Below are 18,652 nucleotides of genomic sequence, written 5' to 3'. Positions count from 1 at the left end.
TTCGGCGGCAAGACCACGTAGGGAAGAGGATGGATGCCGGTCCGGCGCCGTAAGTCCTTCCTGCTGGTTTGCAGCACGATTGAAGAAAGCCTCGATCAGGTGCGAAAGCTTACCTGTGCCAAACCCTATGAGATCGCTGCACTACCTCCTGCTGATCTTCGTTGCGCCGCCCCTCATCGCGCTGGGGCTGATCTTCCTCGTCATCTCCTGGTCTTGGAAAGAGCAGCCGGACCCGCGTCCGACGGGAACGGTCGGCGTGAAAAAAGGCGACAGGATCGGCACGCCGACCGAGCCGCATCCGCCTCGGTGATATCAAGGATAAGATACGGCCGCACCCCGCGCCGGTCACGACTTCCGCGCAATCGGCGGCAGGATGACCAAGGGGTTGGCGGGATCGTAACCCATTGCCGGCTTGCCCCCCTTGCCGGCTTTGCCGATCTCCAGCAATCCCGGCGCGAGATGCCCCTGCGGGCCGAAGAGATAGGCGCTTCCCGCGCAGAGATGGGCGAGCGCGCGATAGTCGAAATAGCGGAAGCTGCTGTCGGCCAGGAACGCCGCCTCGTTATAGGCCTTGCCCTTGATCTCGGCAAAGCGGGCCGCGGTCATATAGGCGTAGAGCGCCTTCTTATCGAGCGAGGCGCCGCTGCAGAGCGTGGCGAGCGTATTGGCGAGCTTGACGACCCGCAATGTCTGCGCATCCGGGTTGTCGAGCGGCTTCATCGCCTCTGCGATGTAATGATTGGTCGCCGGATCGCCGGTCATCGACTTCTTCCAGAAAGCCGGCATTTCCTCGGCCGCAGTGATACCCGCGCAAGCGATTGTCACGAGCGCCGCAAGCAGGCAGGATCTGAGATGACTGGCCAAAACATTCCCCACCGACCGGCCTGGAGCGCCGTGCCTGCATTCACACGTACAAAGGACGCTCCAACTCCTGGAATCCACGCATCGGGCTTTTCCGAAAATCGATTCTGATCTCGGGCCGATGCCGCAGACTGGCAGAGATTCGCACCACAGCGCAAGATACTGGCCGATCGCGTCAGCGAGCCGGGCGAAGGGTTAAGGAGCGCGGCCGCCATCAGCCGCACTCCGCTGCGGTCAGGACAATTGCCCGCGCCGGCCGAAGATCTGCCGCAGGCGCCCGTCTGGTCCGCCCTTTTCGGCACGGGAAAAAACATCCCGGATATGACGCGTATAGTACCAACCCGGCGAGGCCGCCGTGATCAGGTTCTCATAGACGACCGGCGGCACGTTGAAATACCGGCGCTTTCCCTTGAGACGGATCTCGATATCGAGGACGCCCGTCGAAGGATCGTAGGCGACGGATTTGACGAGTTTTGACGTAAGTTCCATCGTTACTCCCTATGCTGCGTCGCACAAAGGAACCAAGTTCGCTAAAATAGTCAAGCATTCGTAAGGCCTCAGGACACTTTACCTCACATGATTTGCCTTACGTGAATGCGGCTCTAAAACGAGCTGCCCCAGGCGGGTTGCCGCTCCGCAGCATTGCGGCGCACATCAAGAATTGTAAGAAATTCGGCGCAGATATCCTCACCCCTCACCTACAACTTACACCCCTTCGACAGCGCCGCGCTCTCCATCGCCGACACTTTCCCCTTCGACACAGCGACCTCGCCTTCCTTATCCCCACCCGCCACGCTGCCGATCGGAACGCCGACCAGGAACACGCCGAACGCGTCGCCGTTGGCGGCGGAGATCTGCTGTTTGGAGAGGTCGTCGAGCTTCTTCTTTTCGGTCCTGTGCTCCTGCGCGATGCGCTCGCAGCTGAGATTGGTGTAAGCCTGCATCGGGATGTCGGCCTGCACGATGGCGTCGGGTCTTTCGCGCAGGAGGTGAGTGCTGCGGCAAAAGCCACGCTGAGAATAAGTTTTTTCATGGATGCTCCCCAGTTAGCAGGAGATTCCTAGCATCGCCGCCGCCTGGCGCGAGTAACGCGCAAGAACAACCACAGAAGAATTCCTGCACGCGGCCAGCGTGGCCGGTATGGGCGGCTACGCCCTCCTCGCCCGCCGGCGGAGGGAAAACGAGCCGCGAGCGCTCCAAGGGCGAATGACGTGATCGCGTTTCCGTCTAACCCTTTTGGATGAATTGCGAATCGGTCCCACCGCAGGGAAACTGGATGCGCGGCGGTAGTAGGATTACAGGACCGAACCCGATGCGGGGGGCTTGCCGAGTATCGAGTGGAAGCCCTTCATTTGGGGAGGGCGGCACTTTAAAAGGTGCGAACGGGCGAACGGTATCCGTTTGCCGCCGAACCGGAACTCCACCGTTTCATCCCCCGATAGCGAACTCTCTAAACCATTGGCCGCCTCAGTCACGCGAGCCGCCCCGGCATCGGTGATGACAGTGCGGGCGCGGCGATCGACAAGGCCGCGGCATCGCTGGAAATGCAGGCTGAGACAGGCCGGAATCGTCTGATCCTGCTGAGCGCGGTGGGGCTCGCCACACATTACAGATGCGAGCCCTGTGCCTGCTCAGTCCGCCAAACGCGTTAGGCGGGTGTAATAATCACAGGCGGCGTTCAGAGTCGCGTGAAAAGTGTGTGACACGGCTCGCTGCGTGGATTCGTCTCGATCGAGCGCTGCTCTCCACGCCCAGTGCATCCTGGCGGAGGCGCGTGTCCAAGCCGTGGCGTCAGCCAATGCTTGGCGCACTGTTTCGGCTGCAAGCACGAGCCTCAAAACGTGGGCGCGCTACCGATGCTCTGGGTCCGGCTATGCGGCCGGCGGCGCCTCCCCCCATTGTTTGCCGTATTCGACACCGGTGCGGTCGCAACAGGCGGGAAGGCGCCGCGGGTTACGGGGTTCTTTTCCCCAGCGCCTCTATGTCACTCGTCGTGAGGACCTGGGGAACGGCTCGCAAGTCGATGGTATGAGGCTCGGTGCCGGGTTGCCAGGAAAACATAATTGCGATCGGCCGCTGATAGTGCCTCTTGAGGACCCTGGCTGCTTTCTCCTCGAAGCGTTTGCGCTGTTTTAGGCTGTCGGCAACATTCCGCTGCTCATAGATCATCTCGGCTCCCCCTCCGCTCGCGATTGCCCCCGCGAAAAAGAGTTGAAAAGGGTGCGCCGGGTCAGGGACAGACACCCTTTTCGTGCTGATTCTGAAGGCATCAGCAGGAAATTATGTAGCAGACTATGTTTCGGCTTCCATCGGACCAAAGTCCGATCCAATGCCGAAGCGCGCACGACCACTCCGGCATCGGCCTAAAATTGATGTTCGGAAGGCTCGATTGCGTCGATTCAGAGAATTGGAGCGTTCTTTGTGCGGCCGAATGGACTACTTGCGGCTCTCAGCCACTCAAACAAGCTTCTTCGCCTCTGTTTTCGTATGCTCGTGATACTTATTCTCGCGCAGCGTCCCGAACAGCTTCAGGCTCTCCAGATGCTCGCGCTGCGCCCGATAGAACTCGTTGAGGAACACAAGCTCCTGACCGGGCTTCACCGGGTCCTCATAGCGGATCCGTCTCGTAATCGTGCGCACGATCTTGACGATCTCTTCGTGGTTCGAGTTCTTCGTCGTGTCGCGAAGCACGTCCTCCAAAGTCTGCAGCTCGTACTTGCCGTAGATATCGAGATGGTCGGGCTGGAATTCGAAAGCCGCCTGCGATGAAGTCTTGGCGGAGGCAGCCAGCGCGAGGTCCGACAGCAGCACGGAGCGCGGATTGTCGACCACGAGCGTGCCGGCGATCATATCGCCGATGCGCTGCCGGCGGCGGTTGGCGAGCGGGACGATGACGACCGCCAGAAGCCAGAGAACCGTGAGGGCGTCTTCCCAGGAGGATTGCGAGCCGATCGAAAACAGGAGCGCGGTCGGCGTGAAGATTTCCACCTCTTTCATCAGATTGCGGGCGGTCACCTGATGTGGGGTCAGGCGCCGCCCGTCCACGTTGATGACGCGGATGCCGGTGATCCTTTTCCCGAGCGTGCGGCCGTTCCAGATGAGCTCCGAGAGGACGTAATAGGGCGTGCGCAGCAGGAACCCCAGGAGGATGATGAGGATCGCAGAGGCGTTCTCCGGCAAGCCCCCGGTGAGGATGACGGCAAATACGCAGATGACGATGACCAGCGAGGTGAAGATGATGTCGAGGATCTGCGCGCCGACACGGCTTCCGAGCGAGGCGATGGCGAGCGTGACCGGAACACCCTCCGGCGGGATGAACTGCTGGAGGCGCCTGCCGTCCTTGCCGTCCTTGACTGACTGGTCCCGCTCTCTCATCGTGCCTGCTCACGCGAGGCTTTGTCCTCACGCCCTCCCAGCACCAGCCAGCCGGCCCAGAAGACACCCATGCCCCAGCCGATGGCAAGCCGCCAGACCGGCTCCTGCACAAGCTGGCGCAGGAACCCTTCGATAAAGCCTGCCACGACGAGCATGAGGGCTGCCAGGATCGCGAGCTTGACCGCATCATGCGCCTGATGGCGCAGCGCGTCCCTGCGCGTTCGCGCACCCGGAAGAAGCACGGCAAGCCCGAGCCCTGCTCCGCCGGCGCAGGCAATGGAGATCGCCGCAAGCTCGGTGACGCCGTGAATGGAAAGCCAGGCAAAGACGTCGTAGCCCAGCCCCTTCTGCCGGAACATCGCGAAGAAGGCGCCGAGGATCAGGCCATTGTAGAAGGTCAGGATGAAGCTCGGCACCGACAGGAAGACGCCGAGCGCAAAGATCAGCATGGCAATGCCCGTATTGTGAGAGAAGAGATAGGCCGAAAAGGCGGCAAGCCCGTCGCTCTCATGCCGTTCATTGCCGTAGATCGTGGAGCGCAGATATTCGGCGGAGGCATCCGGCGTGCGCAGATCGGCCATACCGGGGGGCACGAACGTATAAAACCAGCTCGGATCGCTGCTGCAGAGCCTGTAGCCGGCCAAAGCGCCGAGGACGAGTGCGAGAAAGCCGATCAACAGAGGCAGGGCCGAACGGCGCACCGCCTGCGGAATACCCTTGAGCAGCAGGCGGGACATCAACCCGCCAAGGCTTTCCTGTGGCGCATAGACGACGAGATAGGCGCGCGCGCAGAGGCTTTCCAGATAAGCGACCAGCGCCCGGTCGAGCGAAATATCGCGCGCCACGGAGAGCGAATTCATCGCCTGCCTGTATCCGGCAGCGAGATTGCGTACCTCATTATAGCTTAGTGCCGCCACGCCGCCTTTTTCCGCCCGGCTCACCAGCTCGTCCAGCTGGCGCCAGTGGGCTTCGCGCTCCAGCCGGAAGCGCGCCGAGCGAAGCAGGTCGTTCGGCACCCCGGCGGCGTTGAGCGCAGCACCTCTCTCCGTCCTGTCATCGATGCGCAGATCCGTCATATCATCTCGCGGGATTTGATTTCGATGTAGCGGGCAATGAGATCCGATGTCAGCGCTTCAGGCGTGCTGTCGAGGCAGAGCACGCCGAGCCGCGCGAGCTTCTCCATCACGGCGCGCCGCTCCTGCAGGATCTGGCGGGCAGCCACCGAGCGGGCGATGGCATCGAGCGTCGTCTCCTCCGGTTCGACAAGTTTTGCCAGAATCGGATCGCGCAGGGCAACATAGACGATGAAATGATGGCGGGCGAGCACCTGTATATTCTCGATCATCAGCTCCGCCGTGATAGCATCGACGAAATCGGAGAAGATCACGATCAGCGAGCGCCGCTTCAGCCGTCCCGACAGATGCGTCAGGCCGAGCGTATGGTTGGTTTCCTGCGTTTCGTAACGCAGCCCCGCGCAGACCGTCTGCAGCCGCGGGAATGCTGCCCGCCCGGGCAGTGCCGGCACGAAGAGGCGCGGACGGCTGTCGAAACTGTAGAAGCCGACGAGATCGCCGGCGAGCCCTGCCCCCCAGCACATGGCGAGCGCGGCATTGATGGCGCGGTCGAGCTTGGTGAAGCCGCCGAGCTGCTCGGCCATCAGCCGCCCGGAATCGATGCAGAGGATGATCTGGTGGTTTCGCTCCGCCCGCATTTCGCGCACCACGAGACTGCGCATGCGCGCCGAACGCTTCCAGTCGATGCTGCGCGGGTCCATGCCATCGGCAAATTCCCGCAGCTGATGGAATTCGGAGCCCTCGCCGCGCAGCCGCAAATCCTTCTGGCCGGCTTTCAGCGGCAGGATCTGCGTCTTGATCGCGCCTGAGAGCACCGGCGATATATCGGGAACAACTGAGATCTCGCGCGCCACCGGCAGGCGCACGATCCTGTCGATAAGCCTGAGGCGCGACGGCCATTTCAGCCAGAGTTCACGGACCGAAAACTGCCCGCGCCGCGTCAGCTGCAGATCGAAGGATGTCTTCACCGGACCGCCATCGGCGCGCTCCATCCGACGCTCGCCGATGACAAGCTCCGGCGCGGCATCAAGCCGGATATCGATCGCCTCGGGCAGCTTGCCATCCTGCCTGTTGATGACGATGGTGAAAGGGGCGGCGTGGCCGACAAAACCCTGCGGCGGCAGATCGACATCGACAGCCATCCGGCCGGACAGCGCCAAGAAAACGAGATCGCCCGCCGTAACGACCGCCAGCACCACCCACAGGAAGACGAGCGGCATGCTCATGTCGCGCCACCACACGCTGACGATGACCGTCAGCGCCGCCATGGCAAGAACAAGCGCGATCAGGTGCGAGGACGGCCGCATTTACCGGGGCGCATCCACGCGGTTCCTGAGGCTGCGCAGCACATCGTCAGGCGTGCGCCCGTCGATCTCTGCCGAAGGCGACAGCACGATGCGGTGGCGCAAGGCAGGCGTGAGCAGCGCCTGCACATCGTCAGGCAGGCCGTAGTCGCGGCCCTCGAAGGCAGCCCGCACGCGCACGGCCGCAGCCAGCGCATCGGCAGCACGGGTCGATGCGCCATAGAGAATATCGGCATCGGAGCGTGTCGCGCGCACGAGATCGACGATATAGGTCAGGATCGACTTGTCGAGATGGATCGCATCGATCAGCGCCCGACCCGCCGCAAGCGCCTCGCTCGTCACCAGCGGCCGGATGCCTGCCTTGTTTATGTCGGCTTTCAGCGCCTGATCGGCATGGCGCGACAGGATCGAGATCTCCGTCTCGCGGTCAGGGAAATCCACGACCAGTTTGAACAGGAAACGGTCGAGTTGTGCCTCGGGCAGCGGATAGGTGCCCTGCTGCTCGATCGGGTTCTGCGTGGCGAGCACGAAGAAATCCGGCCCGAGCGGATAATCGACGCCATCGAGCGTCACCATCCGTTCGTTCATCGCCTGCAGGAGCGCCGATTGCGTCTTCGGCGGCGCACGGTTGATTTCGTCGGCGAGAAGAATGTCGGTAAAGACCGGTCCCTTGGTGAGATGAAACTGGTTGGTCTGGAAGTTGAAGAGATTGACGCCGAGCACATCGCCCGGCATCAGGTCCGGCGTGAACTGGATGCGCCGGTAATCGAGCGCCATGGCGGCAGAAACCGAGCGGGCAAGCAGCGTTTTTGCCGTGCCCGGAGGTCCCTCCACGAGGCAGTGCCCACCCGAGAATATCGAGATCAGCACGAGGTCGATGATCGCATCCTGTCCCTGCACCGCCTTACCGATCTCGCCCCTGACAGCGGCAATGAGATTGCGAAATTCACCCAGATCCAAAGTCGATGCTCCCTAGCGATTTCCTGAATGTCTCGATATTGCGGTGCAGATCCGCCCGTTTCATCAAATGCCCACGGTCGATCAGCGCCTGAGCCGAAGAATGCAACGCCTGCGCCGCTGCATGATCGCGGCGCGCCAGGCGTTTGAACAGCCGGTCTATGCCCGCCTCGTTTCCGGCTCCGGGGCCGAAGAGCAGCTGCGCCTTGTCCGCAAGCAGATGGAGCACGAACTCCGACACCATCCGCCCGTCATTGCCTGACAGGCGAAGCAGGCGGGCGGTTGCTTCGATCGCCGCAGATTTCGACAGCTCGATATTTCCCGACGCATCCTTGAGCGGCGGCCCGAAACGCCAGAACCCGCGCCAGAAGCAGATCGCCACGACGATGAACAGGGTTCCCCAGATGACGGAGAGCGGATAGGCGAAGAAGCGCTCGAGATCGGAGCCGGAGCGCTCGTAGGTGCGCCCCTCGTCCACGGGTTTCGTATCATCCAGCGGCGCCCCGGTCGCATCGAGGTAAACGGGCCCCTTGTCATTGAGGGCGCGCAGGTTGTTGATCAGCAGGATCGCAAAACCGGCGTTCTCGGCAAGCGCCAGTCCATGATTGTTCAGGAGATCCGGGTCAGACAGCAGATCGACATATTCGTTGTCCTCGCACCGGACGATCAGCGCACCCGAGGATAAGCCCAGGATCTGGCGGCATCCCTCTGGCAGGCTCGTCCGGTCGAAGGTCTGGGCCTGATAAAGGGAAACCCTGCCCGACCGATCGGGGCTCAGGCCCAGTTGCTCGCTTTCGAAACCCTGCCCGTTGCGCTGCAGGCGAAGCCCCGAAAAGTCGATCTTGTCGAGTTCGCCCTGCAGGAGAGAGAGATCCAGCAAGTCCGATGGCCCGGCAATGCCGTCCTTCAAGAGGCTGGCATGCCATTTCGGCATTGTTATCAGCGTTGGAAGCCCTTGCTTGAGCGCCTCGGAGGCCCAGTCTTCGAAACCCGCGTTGCCCTTTTCTTCGTCTCCTGCGGCCGCGGCAGTCTCCCCCTCTGATATCGGCAGGGAAAGGATGCGCAGCGACAGCTCCGAACCCGCCCTGGCAAGATGCGGATCGGAGCGAACGACGGGAATGCCCTTGGCTTCCAGCCAAACCTGCAGCCCCTTGTTGCCGAGCGGCGAATGATCGAAATCATTGTCCCGCGACAGCCCGAAAAACGCCAGCGCTGCAAGTCCGACCAAAGCCAACAGGATCAGAATGGGGCCGGCATTACGCATGGCTGAGCCTGCCTATCGACAGCAAGACCCGCGCCGAGACCAGAAGGGAATCGAAATGCCGTTCCTGCAGTGGTCGACCGCCATAATGAACGAGTTCCGCCTCGCTCAACAGATGTTCCAGCCGCTCGCGGTCGGGCATGGTTGCCGGCAGACGCGCAAACACCGCCCGCTCCGTATCCGAGCGGAAAAGCCGTGTTCCCGTCACATCGGCCGCGTGCAATAGGCAATGCCGCAGCAAGAGCACGAGCGCCTGCCGGCGATCCGCCATGGCAGCAATCCGCTGCAGGACATCATTGGGCCGTTCCTCGCCCGCGGCATCCGATGTGCGCCAGCTCTCCGGCGCCTGCCCCTGCCGCTTCTTCACATCGCGCGGCGCCGACGACAAGAGCACGCCGCCATTACCGAAACGTATCGCCAGACCGATGACAACGACAAGGGCGACAAGCACCAGCACGACCCCCATGGGACCGCCGATGGCTGGCTCCCGCGTGGAAAACGAGCGATTCTCACGCGAAAGCGTCGCGTCCGGCACAGCCTTCCGCTTTTCGGAACCATCACCATAGGTAAGCTTGCAGCGCACGCCATTCAACGCGCATTGCGTGGCATATTCGCTGCCGACAGAGCCGAAAGGCCGGTCGCCCTTCCCGCCCAGCTGGCTACCGCTCTCCTGCGCCAGCGCAGGGGAAAATTGGGTCGAGGAGGCCAGCGATAGAGCCACCAGCAGGCCGGCGTGACGGAGGATGCGGCTCAGGCAAAGACCTCCGCTCTGATCTCCGGACGCAGCGGATCCGGTCCGAACTTGTTCGGGCCTTCCGTGCCCCTGAGCACGGTAATAACGAGGCCCGCGAGGCCCGCAACAACATTGAGGTAGGGAATGAAGTTCGCGATGAAAATCGCGAGATACCACCAGCCGGAAATGTTGCGGTCATGGAAGCGGCGAACCGTAAGGGACATCTGCGGCAGCATCATTGCGAGTACAAACAGTCCGGCGATGACCCCGATGGCAATGACGAAGGTTCGCCCTGGCCACCGGAACCGGCGGCCAAAGCAGCCAAAATTCCAAGTCCGATCAGCACCAGCACGTAGAACAGTTGAAACCACCAGCACTCCGAGCGGGAGGCCCGGCCGGAAAAGGTTGCATATTTTTGCGTCAGAACCGTCCGAACAGCTTCGGTAAACCCCATAAAATGCCCCATTTTCTGCTTGTTGCAAGCGTGGTGAAACCTCTCACCATCGCTTGGAATGACAGTTGTTTCGAATGAGAAACAGCTACGATTCAAAAACGCAGAAATTGCAATAAATCAGTCGCATCCGTCACTATTCAAAAATGAAAACGCTTTTGCGTTCAATTTCTTCACACAGCTGGAATTACGTGTTCGCTTCCGTCTGAAGCGGGCGGCCGCGCCGGCTACCCTGTCCCGCCCCTGCATAAGGCGAAACAAGGTCACGGTGGCAACAGCGCAGCCAGCAAAACCGACATTCCCGATGGCGATGCCTTAGGCGAAAACCTCGGCTCTTACTTCCGGACGCAGCGGATCCGGGCCGAACTTGTTCGGACCGACAGTGCCCGGAAGCACGCTGATGACGAAAATGGCGATGCTCGCAATCAGACCGACATATGGAACGAGCCCCAGGATAATTAGCGCGAGGTACCACCAGCCGGAAATGTTGCGATCATGGAAGCGACGAACCTGAACGGCCAACACCGGCAAAATACTTGCAAGCACACCCAATCCGCCGATAACCATGAGACCAATGACGAAGGACGAAAGTCCATCCTCGCCCCCAGTAGCAGCGGCGGCCACACCGATTACAATTCCAAATCCGATCCACGCCAGGACATAGAACAGATAAAACCACCAGTATTCCGAACGGGAGGCCCGGCCGGAGAAGGTTGCATATTTCTCTTTCAGAACGGTGCGAACAGCTTCAGTAAACCCCATTGAAATGCCCCCATTTCAGCTTGCCGCGCGTGCGGTGACGACTCACCATCGCCTTGGAATGACAGTAGTATCGAATGAAAAACAGCTACAATTCAAACGCAGAAATTGCAATAAGCCGGATGCGTCGGGCCGCGATTTAAAAACGATCGTACGGGGAGTTGTAGCAGAGGGGCGAAAAGGGTGCTCGGGACTAGGAAGAGACACCCTTTTCATGCTGATTCTGGAGGCATCAGCGAAACGAAAACTAGCGGGCAGATCGCCCAATTCAATCGGACTAAAGTCCGACCTCCGGAATGAAAAACTGACCGCAGCGCCGATCACACGGCATTCGCCGCTGCGGCAGCGTAGCGGGGAGCTGCAGCCGGAGCTGCCGCCTCATCGCCTGTCTTTATCAGCGCCATATAGGATGGAGCGATCTGGCTCTGGTAATAAGCCAGCTTGTCGGCTGCAACCTTGAGCCCGACGATGTGACCCAGTGCGACACCGACATGGGTTCGGGTTTCGCCGCTGTGAAACTCCAGGAATAGCGTCGACGTCTCCGTGTCATACGTCAGACGCCGGAATGCTTTCGCCCCGCTATCAGCCTCAGTCTTGTTCTTCGAGCTTCTGAGCCACCGAAACATTGTTGCCTTCCTGATTTTGACGCCGGATATTCGCAGTCCTGACGGACGCGACATAGAGCTAGCGGAGCGGTAACCGGCGTCAATCGGACCAAAGTCCGGCCCTCCCCTGTCTTCGACAGTTCTTTTGACGGCGATCGACCAGGCTGGAACATGTCAACCTTCACCCCGTCGAACGATCGTTCAGGTACGCCGTCTTGCCGGTAGCAGGGTCGCCTGATCCACACTGGTTTCACTGAGTTCGCCGCTGTCGCGCAGTTCGGAGATGCCCAGCTGGACGACCTTGATCAAATCCGCCATCCGCTTGCCGTGGCTGTTCTGATATTCTTCCAGGGTCGGCGTGCTGAGCGTGACATAGGTCAGTTCGGAGATGCGATTGTCCTTCACCGCTTTGGCGCCAAGAGCCCAAACCCGGTTGAACAATATTCGGTCTGCTTCTGTAATCGGCATGGCGATCCGCTAGCTGGTCGAGCCCGTATCGGACGTGAGATATTCGCTATTTGCTGCCGGTTTACGACTGCTCCACCTGCACGAACACCCTGGCCTGCGGATGAGTTCCCGCGTTGGATATCAGAAGCATGACGATCCCGGCCATCGCCAGCAGAATAGCGATGAGGGGTATGGTGAAACTGCCGGTTTTCGGCTCCTCGTAGATCATTTTTCACTCCATCGAAAACCGGCTGCGCGAACGCCGCCGGAGCCGGCCGCTCAGGCCGTGATAATGTAGACGATCATGTATTCGGTCGGATCCACGATCACGATCCGGCCGTCGGCCAGAATGAAGAACCGGTAGGATTCATACTGCGGCACGATCTTAATGATGCGCGGCGGAAGCGGCTCCAGCCGGATCTTCTTCGGAATTCTGGTGCCGACCGACACCGTGAAGTCGACCTCGCGGACCGGCTCGACATGTACTTCCTTGACGACCTGACGGATCTCCGTCTGCTGTTCGACGGAAATATTGACGTTCGTCTTGTTTACGCTGGTGTTGCTTTCCGTGTTGCTGTTGACGGTCGTGTCGTTGGTCTCGGCATTCGTCTTGCTGTTGGTCTGCGTATTGGTCGAGCTGCCTGATGTCGTGGCGTCCGTGCCCGACTTTTGGGTATCGGTCGTGGACTTCTGTGCGTCCGTGCCGGATTTCTGAGTGTCCGTGCCGGACTTCTGCGTATCGGACGAGGCAGCGCCGCTGTCCTGAGCGCCGGATTTCTGGGTCTCCGTGGTCGTCGACTTGGCCTTGGCGCCATCCGAAGTACCTGCCGAAGTACCCGATTGCTTGGAACCGCTGTTTGCCGACCCCGGCGTCGTCTGAGTCTGGCTCGTGCCGTCGTTCGTACCGGAGGCCGACCCGTCGGAACCCGGTGCCGGCTGCTGCGCCTCCTGGCCGCCTGTCGCGGCACCGGAACCGGAAGAGCCGCCGCTCGTGGCGCCGCCGGCGTCGGGTTGCTGCTGCGTCTGGCCACCGGACTGCTCGGTCTGGGCAGCACCCTTCTTCTTGATGATTGGCGCATCCTGCGCCGAGGCGGATAGAAGGGTAATGGGCGAAACGCCGATCGACAGGGCCGCCACCAGGACGGCTAGGGTCTTGCTTTTCATGATAAACTCGCTTGTTTGAGGCCGCACGGCGCCTTCGCTGCAGACGTGCGGCGGGCTTCAATTTCTCTTGAGGGTGGGCGGACGCGGCTTGGCGCGTCCTGGTCCGGTCAGTTGATGACCTGGATCACCTTGCGTGACGACGGTTCGACGATGACGCGCTCGTCGTTGACAATCGCATAGGAATATTTCGGATTGTCCGGAACCGGAGTCACGACGACGGTTTCGGGAAGCGGCTGACCGACGACCACTTTCTCCTTGACCACGACGCGGGTCGAAGGCGCTGGCGCTTCACGGACATAGGTGACGACCTTTTGCGGCGGCGGATCGATCGCCGTGCCGATGACGGCACCCGCAACGCCACCGACGGCAGCGCCAGCCGGTCCGCCGACGATCGCGCCCGTGACCGCGCCGCCTGCAGCGCCGTTGACGGTGGAAGACTGGGCGAAGGCAACGCCCGACATCAGAGCCGCCGCTGCGGCCGCGCCTGCGATAAGCTTGACAAACATATGATCCTCCTTTTGTTCACCGCGGCCTTCCTGACCGCTGCCGAACAAACGACGGGAATCCCTGGCTGTTCCCGGCATGCGACCTCGGTCCGGGGTGACCCGGACTTTGGTCTGAGGTCGGAGGGTTGATGCGGATATCGGCCGCGGTGGGGCACGATGCGGATACGAGCCAGGCAGATGTTGTGGCGATCAGGATTCGCCTCTGCACGGCTAGGGGAGGATGCGGACCTATGGAGAGCTAACGACCGGGCTGCGGCTCGTTGAGGGACAGAAGTGCGGACCACGATGCCATGAAACTCGTTCATGCGCAGCACCGAGTTGATGTCGCTATCCGAAGAGGTTTTCATCGCTGGTTATTTGGAGGCAACGCGTTGCTTAGCGGCGGCCATTAAGCTGTGACGTCGCCTCGGCAAAGGCGTCCACAACAGCCAATGCCCGCGACCGGGCATACGCGAGAACATCAAATATCGGCTCTCGATCCAGATATTGTGACCCTGCGAAAACTGGGAAAATTTCGAAGTCAGTGGTGATGCTCTTTCCCCAAACGCCGCGGAAGGATGCTATATCACAATCAACGCCGAACGGGATCGGCCCAGACATAACTTCGATTGTGCCGTTGTGTTCGACACCCGGTATCAGTTGTACATCCATTCTAGCTATTAATGCAGCTGGATTGAACGCAATGACGGCGCGGTGCTTATTCGGATTGGCGACTTTCGCAAAATCGCGAAGGGTATTATCGCCGCCTTCGTACGCCTCACCTGTATTGTAGGGCTGAAATTGTGCGAAAAGGGTTTGATAGTCGGACGGAACTCCGAGGCGGTTTAGTTTGCCGCGCATATCGGCCGGGGTCGTGGACCATGGAAAATAGGCGTCACCCGCAAAATTCGAATTGATCACGGTCATCAGGGAATATGTCGCCTGATCAAAGGCGTGGCGAACATGATTAGAGGCATTGTGACAGCAGCGCTCAATCTCTTCTGGCAGAGATTCACTAGAAAACCGCATAATCGTCTCGTCAGCACTTTGACCAGGTTCGATGGAACAGGTGATGTTTTCCTGAGCCCACGCTAGAAATAGGTCGAACCCTTTGTCGATGTCAGTTTCTGCCCAAGCAATAAGCTTCCTCGGCGATGTGAAATCGAAGCGCATACCTCCACCATCCTTGGCACTCATCACGCAGGTTATCTATTGTCGCAAGCTACCCACCGCCCCATCATCGAGTGATGGGTAACGCATACCGGCTCCCTAGCCCTCCGGCAGAACCACTCGAACCCACACGACATCAACCACAGCCACACTTCACGACAGCGCAAAGATCCGCACCTCGCGCGCGATGCCCTGAAGCTCCTCCATGCGCGACACCGAACTGATTCCGCTGTCGCGCAGGATCTCCGAAACCTGCTCGTTGTCGACCACGGCTTCGGTCGTCACGATCACATGCGGTTCGGCGAGCTCCTGGACGCGCGAGGCGATGTTGACGGTCTGGCCGAAATAGTCCTGCCGGTCGTTCATGTTGACGGCAAGGCATGGCCCCTCGTGGATGCCGATCTTCAGGAGGAGATCCTCGCTGCCGCGCTCGGCGTTCAGCTGCAGCATCGCTTCACGCATTCTCAGCGCCGCCGCCACAGCCCTGTCCGGGCTCGGAAATGTCGCCATGACAGCGTCGCCGATGGTCTTGACCACCGCACCCGCCTCGGTGGCGACGATCTCGTGCAGGACGCGGAAATGCGCGCGCACCAGGTCGAAAGCGGCGAGATCTCCGACGCGCTCGTAAAGAGCGGTCGAGCCCCTGAGATCGGTGAAGAGGAAGGTCAGGCTGGTGATCTTCAGGCGCTGGTCGACATCGAGCGTGTCGGTCCGGTAGATGTCCCGAAAACTCTGGTTCGTCAGCAGCCGCTTGGCCGTCAGGAAAGGCCGCCTGTGGCCGAGAATATCGTGCAGTTCGTCTCCGGCAATGCAGACATTCGGCAGCACCCGACGATCGGTATGGTTTTCCAGCATCAGCCGCAGCGGGCCGGGGCGCAGCGTCAGCGTTTCGTTCGGCGCATGCCCCTGGCTGATGACCATCGAGAGGTTCTGGCGTTCATCCGTCGGCAAGCCCTGCACGTCGATGAACTGCGCCGAATGCGTCACCGCATCGAAGATGATGACGAATTGCGGCGGCAGCTGCAGCGAGACAAGAGCTCTCTCGCCCGGCTCCAGCTCGACCTCCTCCAGAAGGACGTGCGCGAACCTTTCTTCCAGATTGTCAGGCAGGTCGACGCCGGTGCTGAAAAAGACCTGGCGGTAATATTCGAGCGAAGGCAACCGGTCGGGGTCGTGGGCGGCGATCCTGCGCACCCGCGGGCTGACGGTGAATGTGACCTCGACCATCTCGTCGAGGGTCGGCTCGTAGCCGGCCGCGCACAGCGCGCAATGATAGGCCTCCCGGTCGACGGTTTTCAGCGTGGCACCACTGTCGAGCACACCGCCGCATCCGGGGCAAAGCACATTCCAGGTCATCTCGAAGGCGCCTATGCGGGCGGCATGGAGAAAGGCCGCGATCACCTTCTCTTCATCGAGATGATACGCCTTGGCAAAGGCGAGCACATTGATGCGGTTGAGTTCGCGATCGGCGCCGTGCCTGACGACATCCTCGATGCGCTCGACCGTCTGTGGGTCGGCCGACTGTCGCAAGGCTGCAAAAAGCACGTCCACTTCGCTCATCGGACCAGTCTCCGTGCACGGAACGGCTGGCAAGGCCGCCGGCAGAGCGCGATTATATCACGGAATCTCCTGATAGAAATCGGAATGCCTGGATGCTGTGCGGCGCGGGATCGGCCGCTCTTGCGAGCCTGGCCCGCGGAACTGCCCCCGTACCGATCGGAGAGTGCGTGCCTGACCGGCAACAGCAAGCCGATTTTTTTCAAGGTCCAGTTGATCTTAGCCACTCGCCGTACAATTGATACGGCTGTATTCGAGACACTTTAATGGTTGCACATTGGCAGGTCGGCAGCCCGGTCAGGGAGGGATGATGCGGAAACTCGAGCTTCCACGGAATGTAAGCCTTGCGGTCTGGCTGGTCCTTGTTCCGGCCCTCCTGTTCGGCCTCGGTCTATGGCAGGCCGAGCGGGCAGCCGAGACGCTTGCGCAGTCGAAGGCGTTGTCGGAAGAGCTTACGACGACACTCGCTCAAGTCAGGAAAATTGCCGAAACCGAACCGGGAGCCATGCTGACGTTTCAGGGAGACGCGGGAGCGAAATCGCTCTCCGCAATGGTCGCCGTACCGCAAGTCGCTGCGGCGCTGGAGCGAGCCGAAGAGGATCTCGAGATTTCGTCGATCCGCCGGCCGCTTGCCTGGGGCACGATTGGTGGCGCGATCCTGGCATTCGCAAGCGGCATCCTCGGGCTTGCCACGGCAACCATCAGCGGCTTGAGGGCGCGGCGATCTCAGGAGCAGTTGGTCAGGAGTTTCGGACGCCTGCGCATCATACTGCCTTTCATCCTTGCAGCACTCGTCATCGGATTTTGCATCGGCATCGTCTGTGCAGCCGTGTTCGAGGCGATCAGCATGGGCCTCTGGGCGGATTTCTCATCCGGCAGCGCCAAGCTTTTCGCCCTCGCCCTGATGCTCGCCGGTCTTGCCCTCTACAGCGCCTTCCTTGGATTGCGCGGTCTCAAGGATGTCTTTGCGCTTTTCGCTCCCCAGCCGATGGACATTTTCGGGCGCAGGGTGCAGGAGGCCGATGCGCCCGTTCTTTTCCGCTTCGTTCGCGATCTCGCCGACCGGCAGCAGGCCGTGCGGCCGGACACTGTCGTCGTCGGCCTTACCAGCGGTTTCTTCGTCACCGAAAGCGAGCTGCGGCTCTGGCCGGAAGAGGAAGTCGTCGCGGGGCGTACGCTCTACCTGCCGGCCCCCTATCTCGACCTGCTCGACGAGCCGGAAGTGGCTGCGGTCATCGGCCACGAACTGGCGCATTTTTCGGGCAAGGACACGCTCTACAGCCAAAGGTTCACGCCGATCTATGCCGGCCTCTGGCGATCGCTGACCGCTCTGCAGCGCGACGGCGGCAGCTTTGTCCTCTATCCCGCAGCCCTGCTGGGCTTTCATGCCCTTGAGCGGTTCGACCACGCGGTCAACCATTGGAGCCGCATCCGCGAGTTCGAAGCCGACCGGAGCGGCGCGCGCTCCAGCTCCGTCGTCGGCGCGGCCTCTGCCCTCATCCGAACCGGGCTGATCGCCCCTGCCCTCAATCACGTCTTCGGCCTTGCCGCCGAACGGACGCTTGCCGCTGATAATTCCGACCCCGAGTCCGACCTGGTGGCCGAGACCTCGGATCTCGTTCGCGTCAACGGCTGGTCCGACCCGGTCTCCCTGCTCGAAGACCGGCAGCCGCATCCGACCGATACCCACCCGCCGACCATCCAGCGCATTCAGGCGATGGGGCTGACGGCCGACGAAAGATTGCTCGCCATCGCCACCCGCGCCCCGAAACCAGCCGGCCTCACCTTCGCCTCCGAGCTTTTCTCGGATTGGAAGGCGCTCTGCAGGCAGCTGAGCGGCGATTACCTGAACCACCTGCGCGACCTGCGCTCGGCTCGCAGGCAGACGCTCGAAGCGCTTGCCGCAGCAGCGCCGGACGAAACCGTTGTCTACGACAACGTCAAGCCGATGATCTGGACGATGGCGATCGTTGCGACGATCTTCGCAGGCTTCGGGCTGATGGTGACGGTCTTTGCGGCGGAGATCGGCTTCGCGCACGATTATTTCGCCAGAGCATTGGTATCCGGTATTGCCGCAGCCGGGGTGGTCATGTGCGGCCTTTACGCGCTCTATCTTCACCGGTCGGCGGCGCAGCCCCTTATGATCCTGACGCCGGCGGAGCTGCGGGCCTCGATGCTCGACCGGCCGGTCGCCTGGACCGATATAGACGCCCATCAGGTCTTTGCCTCCAACCGGTTTGCGCTGCGGCTTTTGCTGGCCCCGTCCGCCTCGCTTCCCGCAAAGAAGTGGCGCGCGCTTTACAGCAAGATCGACCGCAAACAACGCATCGTCACGATCGGCGCAATGGGCATCCGCGGCATGAAGGCGGCCGAATTCAGCGCGCTCGTCGAGCGTTACCACAACGCGGCCCACGCGCTGAAGGAGCTTTCCAGGTTCTCTTGAGAGGCGC

General features: G+C 61.1%; 19 protein-coding genes and 2 pseudogenes. 2 read left to right on the top strand and 19 right to left on the bottom strand.

Annotated elements, in window-relative coordinates; translation table 11 throughout:
- Positions 1-127: 127 nt before the first annotated feature.
- Entirely contained in the window at positions 128-310 is a 183-nt protein-coding gene (locus JNB85_RS21215; RefSeq protein WP_183739698.1) for a hypothetical protein, read from the top strand.
- A 35-nt stretch (positions 311-345) separates the two neighbouring features.
- Here the strand turns inward: JNB85_RS21215 and JNB85_RS21210 are convergent, their stop codons facing one another.
- The 19 genes and pseudogenes from JNB85_RS21210 to JNB85_RS21120 all read right to left on the bottom strand — a co-directional run bounded on the left by JNB85_RS21210 (position 346) and on the right by JNB85_RS21120 (position 16,205).
- Complete coding sequence (locus tag JNB85_RS21210; RefSeq protein WP_222858730.1) at positions 346-864, bottom strand: hypothetical protein; 519 nt, start codon at positions 862-864, stop codon at positions 346-348.
- A gap of 231 nt (positions 865-1,095) precedes the next feature.
- Complete coding sequence (locus JNB85_RS21205; protein WP_220336263.1) at positions 1,096-1,350, bottom strand: KTSC domain-containing protein; 255 nt, start codon at positions 1,348-1,350, stop codon at positions 1,096-1,098.
- A 209-nt stretch (positions 1,351-1,559) separates the two neighbouring features.
- A pseudogene (locus JNB85_RS21200) lies at positions 1,560-1,894 on the bottom strand (hypothetical protein).
- Between the two features lie 920 nt (positions 1,895-2,814).
- Positions 2,815-3,030, bottom strand: a complete 216-nt coding sequence (locus tag JNB85_RS21195; protein ID WP_220336262.1) for a hydrogenase expression/formation protein — start codon at positions 3,028-3,030, stop codon at positions 2,815-2,817.
- A 288-nt stretch (positions 3,031-3,318) separates the two neighbouring features.
- A complete protein-coding gene (locus JNB85_RS21190; RefSeq protein WP_220336261.1) occupies positions 3,319-4,236 on the bottom strand; it encodes an RDD family protein in 918 nt (305 codons plus the stop codon).
- Positions 4,233-5,312, bottom strand: coding sequence for a stage II sporulation protein M (locus JNB85_RS21185; RefSeq protein ID WP_220336260.1), 1,080 nt, complete (start codon positions 5,310-5,312; stop codon positions 4,233-4,235). The genes JNB85_RS21190 and JNB85_RS21185 overlap by 4 nt, the downstream gene beginning before the upstream one ends.
- Positions 5,309-6,616 carry a DUF58 domain-containing protein gene (locus JNB85_RS21180; RefSeq protein ID WP_220336259.1) on the bottom strand — a complete coding sequence of 436 codons (1,308 nt, stop codon included), beginning with the start codon at positions 6,614-6,616 and terminating at the stop codon, positions 5,309-5,311. The genes JNB85_RS21185 and JNB85_RS21180 overlap by 4 nt, the downstream gene beginning before the upstream one ends.
- Positions 6,617-7,573 (bottom strand): AAA family ATPase, encoded by a 957-nt coding sequence (locus JNB85_RS21175; protein ID WP_220336258.1) that lies wholly within the window; start codon positions 7,571-7,573, stop codon positions 6,617-6,619. It abuts the gene before it with no gap.
- Positions 7,560-8,834, bottom strand: a complete 1,275-nt coding sequence (locus JNB85_RS21170; RefSeq protein WP_220336257.1) for a hypothetical protein — start codon at positions 8,832-8,834, stop codon at positions 7,560-7,562. The genes JNB85_RS21175 and JNB85_RS21170 overlap by 14 nt, the downstream gene beginning before the upstream one ends.
- Positions 8,827-9,555 carry a hypothetical protein gene (locus tag JNB85_RS21165; protein ID WP_220336328.1) on the bottom strand — a complete coding sequence of 243 codons (729 nt, stop codon included), beginning with the start codon at positions 9,553-9,555 and terminating at the stop codon, positions 8,827-8,829. Before JNB85_RS21165 ends, JNB85_RS21170 begins: the two co-directional genes overlap by 8 nt.
- A 26-nt stretch (positions 9,556-9,581) precedes the next feature.
- Positions 9,582-10,018 (bottom strand): annotated as a pseudogene (locus JNB85_RS21160) (DUF805 domain-containing protein).
- Between the two features lie 312 nt (positions 10,019-10,330).
- Positions 10,331-10,777 carry a DUF805 domain-containing protein gene (locus JNB85_RS21155; RefSeq protein ID WP_220336256.1) on the bottom strand — a complete coding sequence of 149 codons (447 nt, stop codon included), beginning with the start codon at positions 10,775-10,777 and terminating at the stop codon, positions 10,331-10,333.
- 317 nt (positions 10,778-11,094) lie between these two features.
- Positions 11,095-11,400, bottom strand: a complete 306-nt coding sequence (locus JNB85_RS21150) for a KTSC domain-containing protein (RefSeq protein ID WP_220336255.1) — start codon at positions 11,398-11,400, stop codon at positions 11,095-11,097.
- 180 nt (positions 11,401-11,580) lie between these two features.
- Entirely contained in the window at positions 11,581-11,847 is a 267-nt protein-coding gene (locus JNB85_RS21145) for a hypothetical protein (RefSeq protein ID WP_220336254.1), read from the bottom strand.
- A gap of 61 nt (positions 11,848-11,908) precedes the next feature.
- Positions 11,909-12,055 carry a hypothetical protein gene (locus JNB85_RS21140; protein WP_220336253.1) on the bottom strand — a complete coding sequence of 49 codons (147 nt, stop codon included), beginning with the start codon at positions 12,053-12,055 and terminating at the stop codon, positions 11,909-11,911.
- A gap of 50 nt (positions 12,056-12,105) precedes the next feature.
- Positions 12,106-12,990, bottom strand: coding sequence for a DUF1236 domain-containing protein (locus tag JNB85_RS21135; protein ID WP_220336252.1), 885 nt, complete (start codon positions 12,988-12,990; stop codon positions 12,106-12,108).
- Positions 12,991-13,097: 107 nt separating this feature from the next.
- On the bottom strand, positions 13,098-13,496 hold the full coding sequence (locus tag JNB85_RS21130; protein WP_220336251.1) for a DUF1236 domain-containing protein: 399 nt from the start codon (positions 13,494-13,496) through the stop codon (positions 13,098-13,100).
- Between the two features lie 375 nt (positions 13,497-13,871).
- Positions 13,872-14,648 (bottom strand): hypothetical protein, encoded by a 777-nt coding sequence (locus tag JNB85_RS21125; protein ID WP_220336250.1) that lies wholly within the window; start codon positions 14,646-14,648, stop codon positions 13,872-13,874.
- A gap of 150 nt (positions 14,649-14,798) precedes the next feature.
- Complete coding sequence (locus JNB85_RS21120) at positions 14,799-16,205, bottom strand: adenylate/guanylate cyclase domain-containing protein (protein WP_220336249.1); 1,407 nt, start codon at positions 16,203-16,205, stop codon at positions 14,799-14,801.
- Positions 16,206-16,512: 307 nt separating this feature from the next.
- Between JNB85_RS21120 and JNB85_RS21115 the strand changes: the two genes are divergently transcribed.
- On the top strand, positions 16,513-18,645 hold the full coding sequence (locus JNB85_RS21115; RefSeq protein WP_220336248.1) for a M48 family metallopeptidase: 2,133 nt from the start codon (positions 16,513-16,515) through the stop codon (positions 18,643-18,645).
- Positions 18,646-18,652: the final 7 nt, after the last annotated feature.

Source organism: Rhizobium mesosinicum, from assembly GCF_019511345.1.
Taxonomy (GTDB): Bacteria; Pseudomonadota; Alphaproteobacteria; order Rhizobiales; family Rhizobiaceae; genus Rhizobium; species Rhizobium mesosinicum.
The sequence above is the reverse complement of the archived record's forward strand: the minus strand, read 5'-3'. Positions and strand labels throughout refer to the sequence as shown.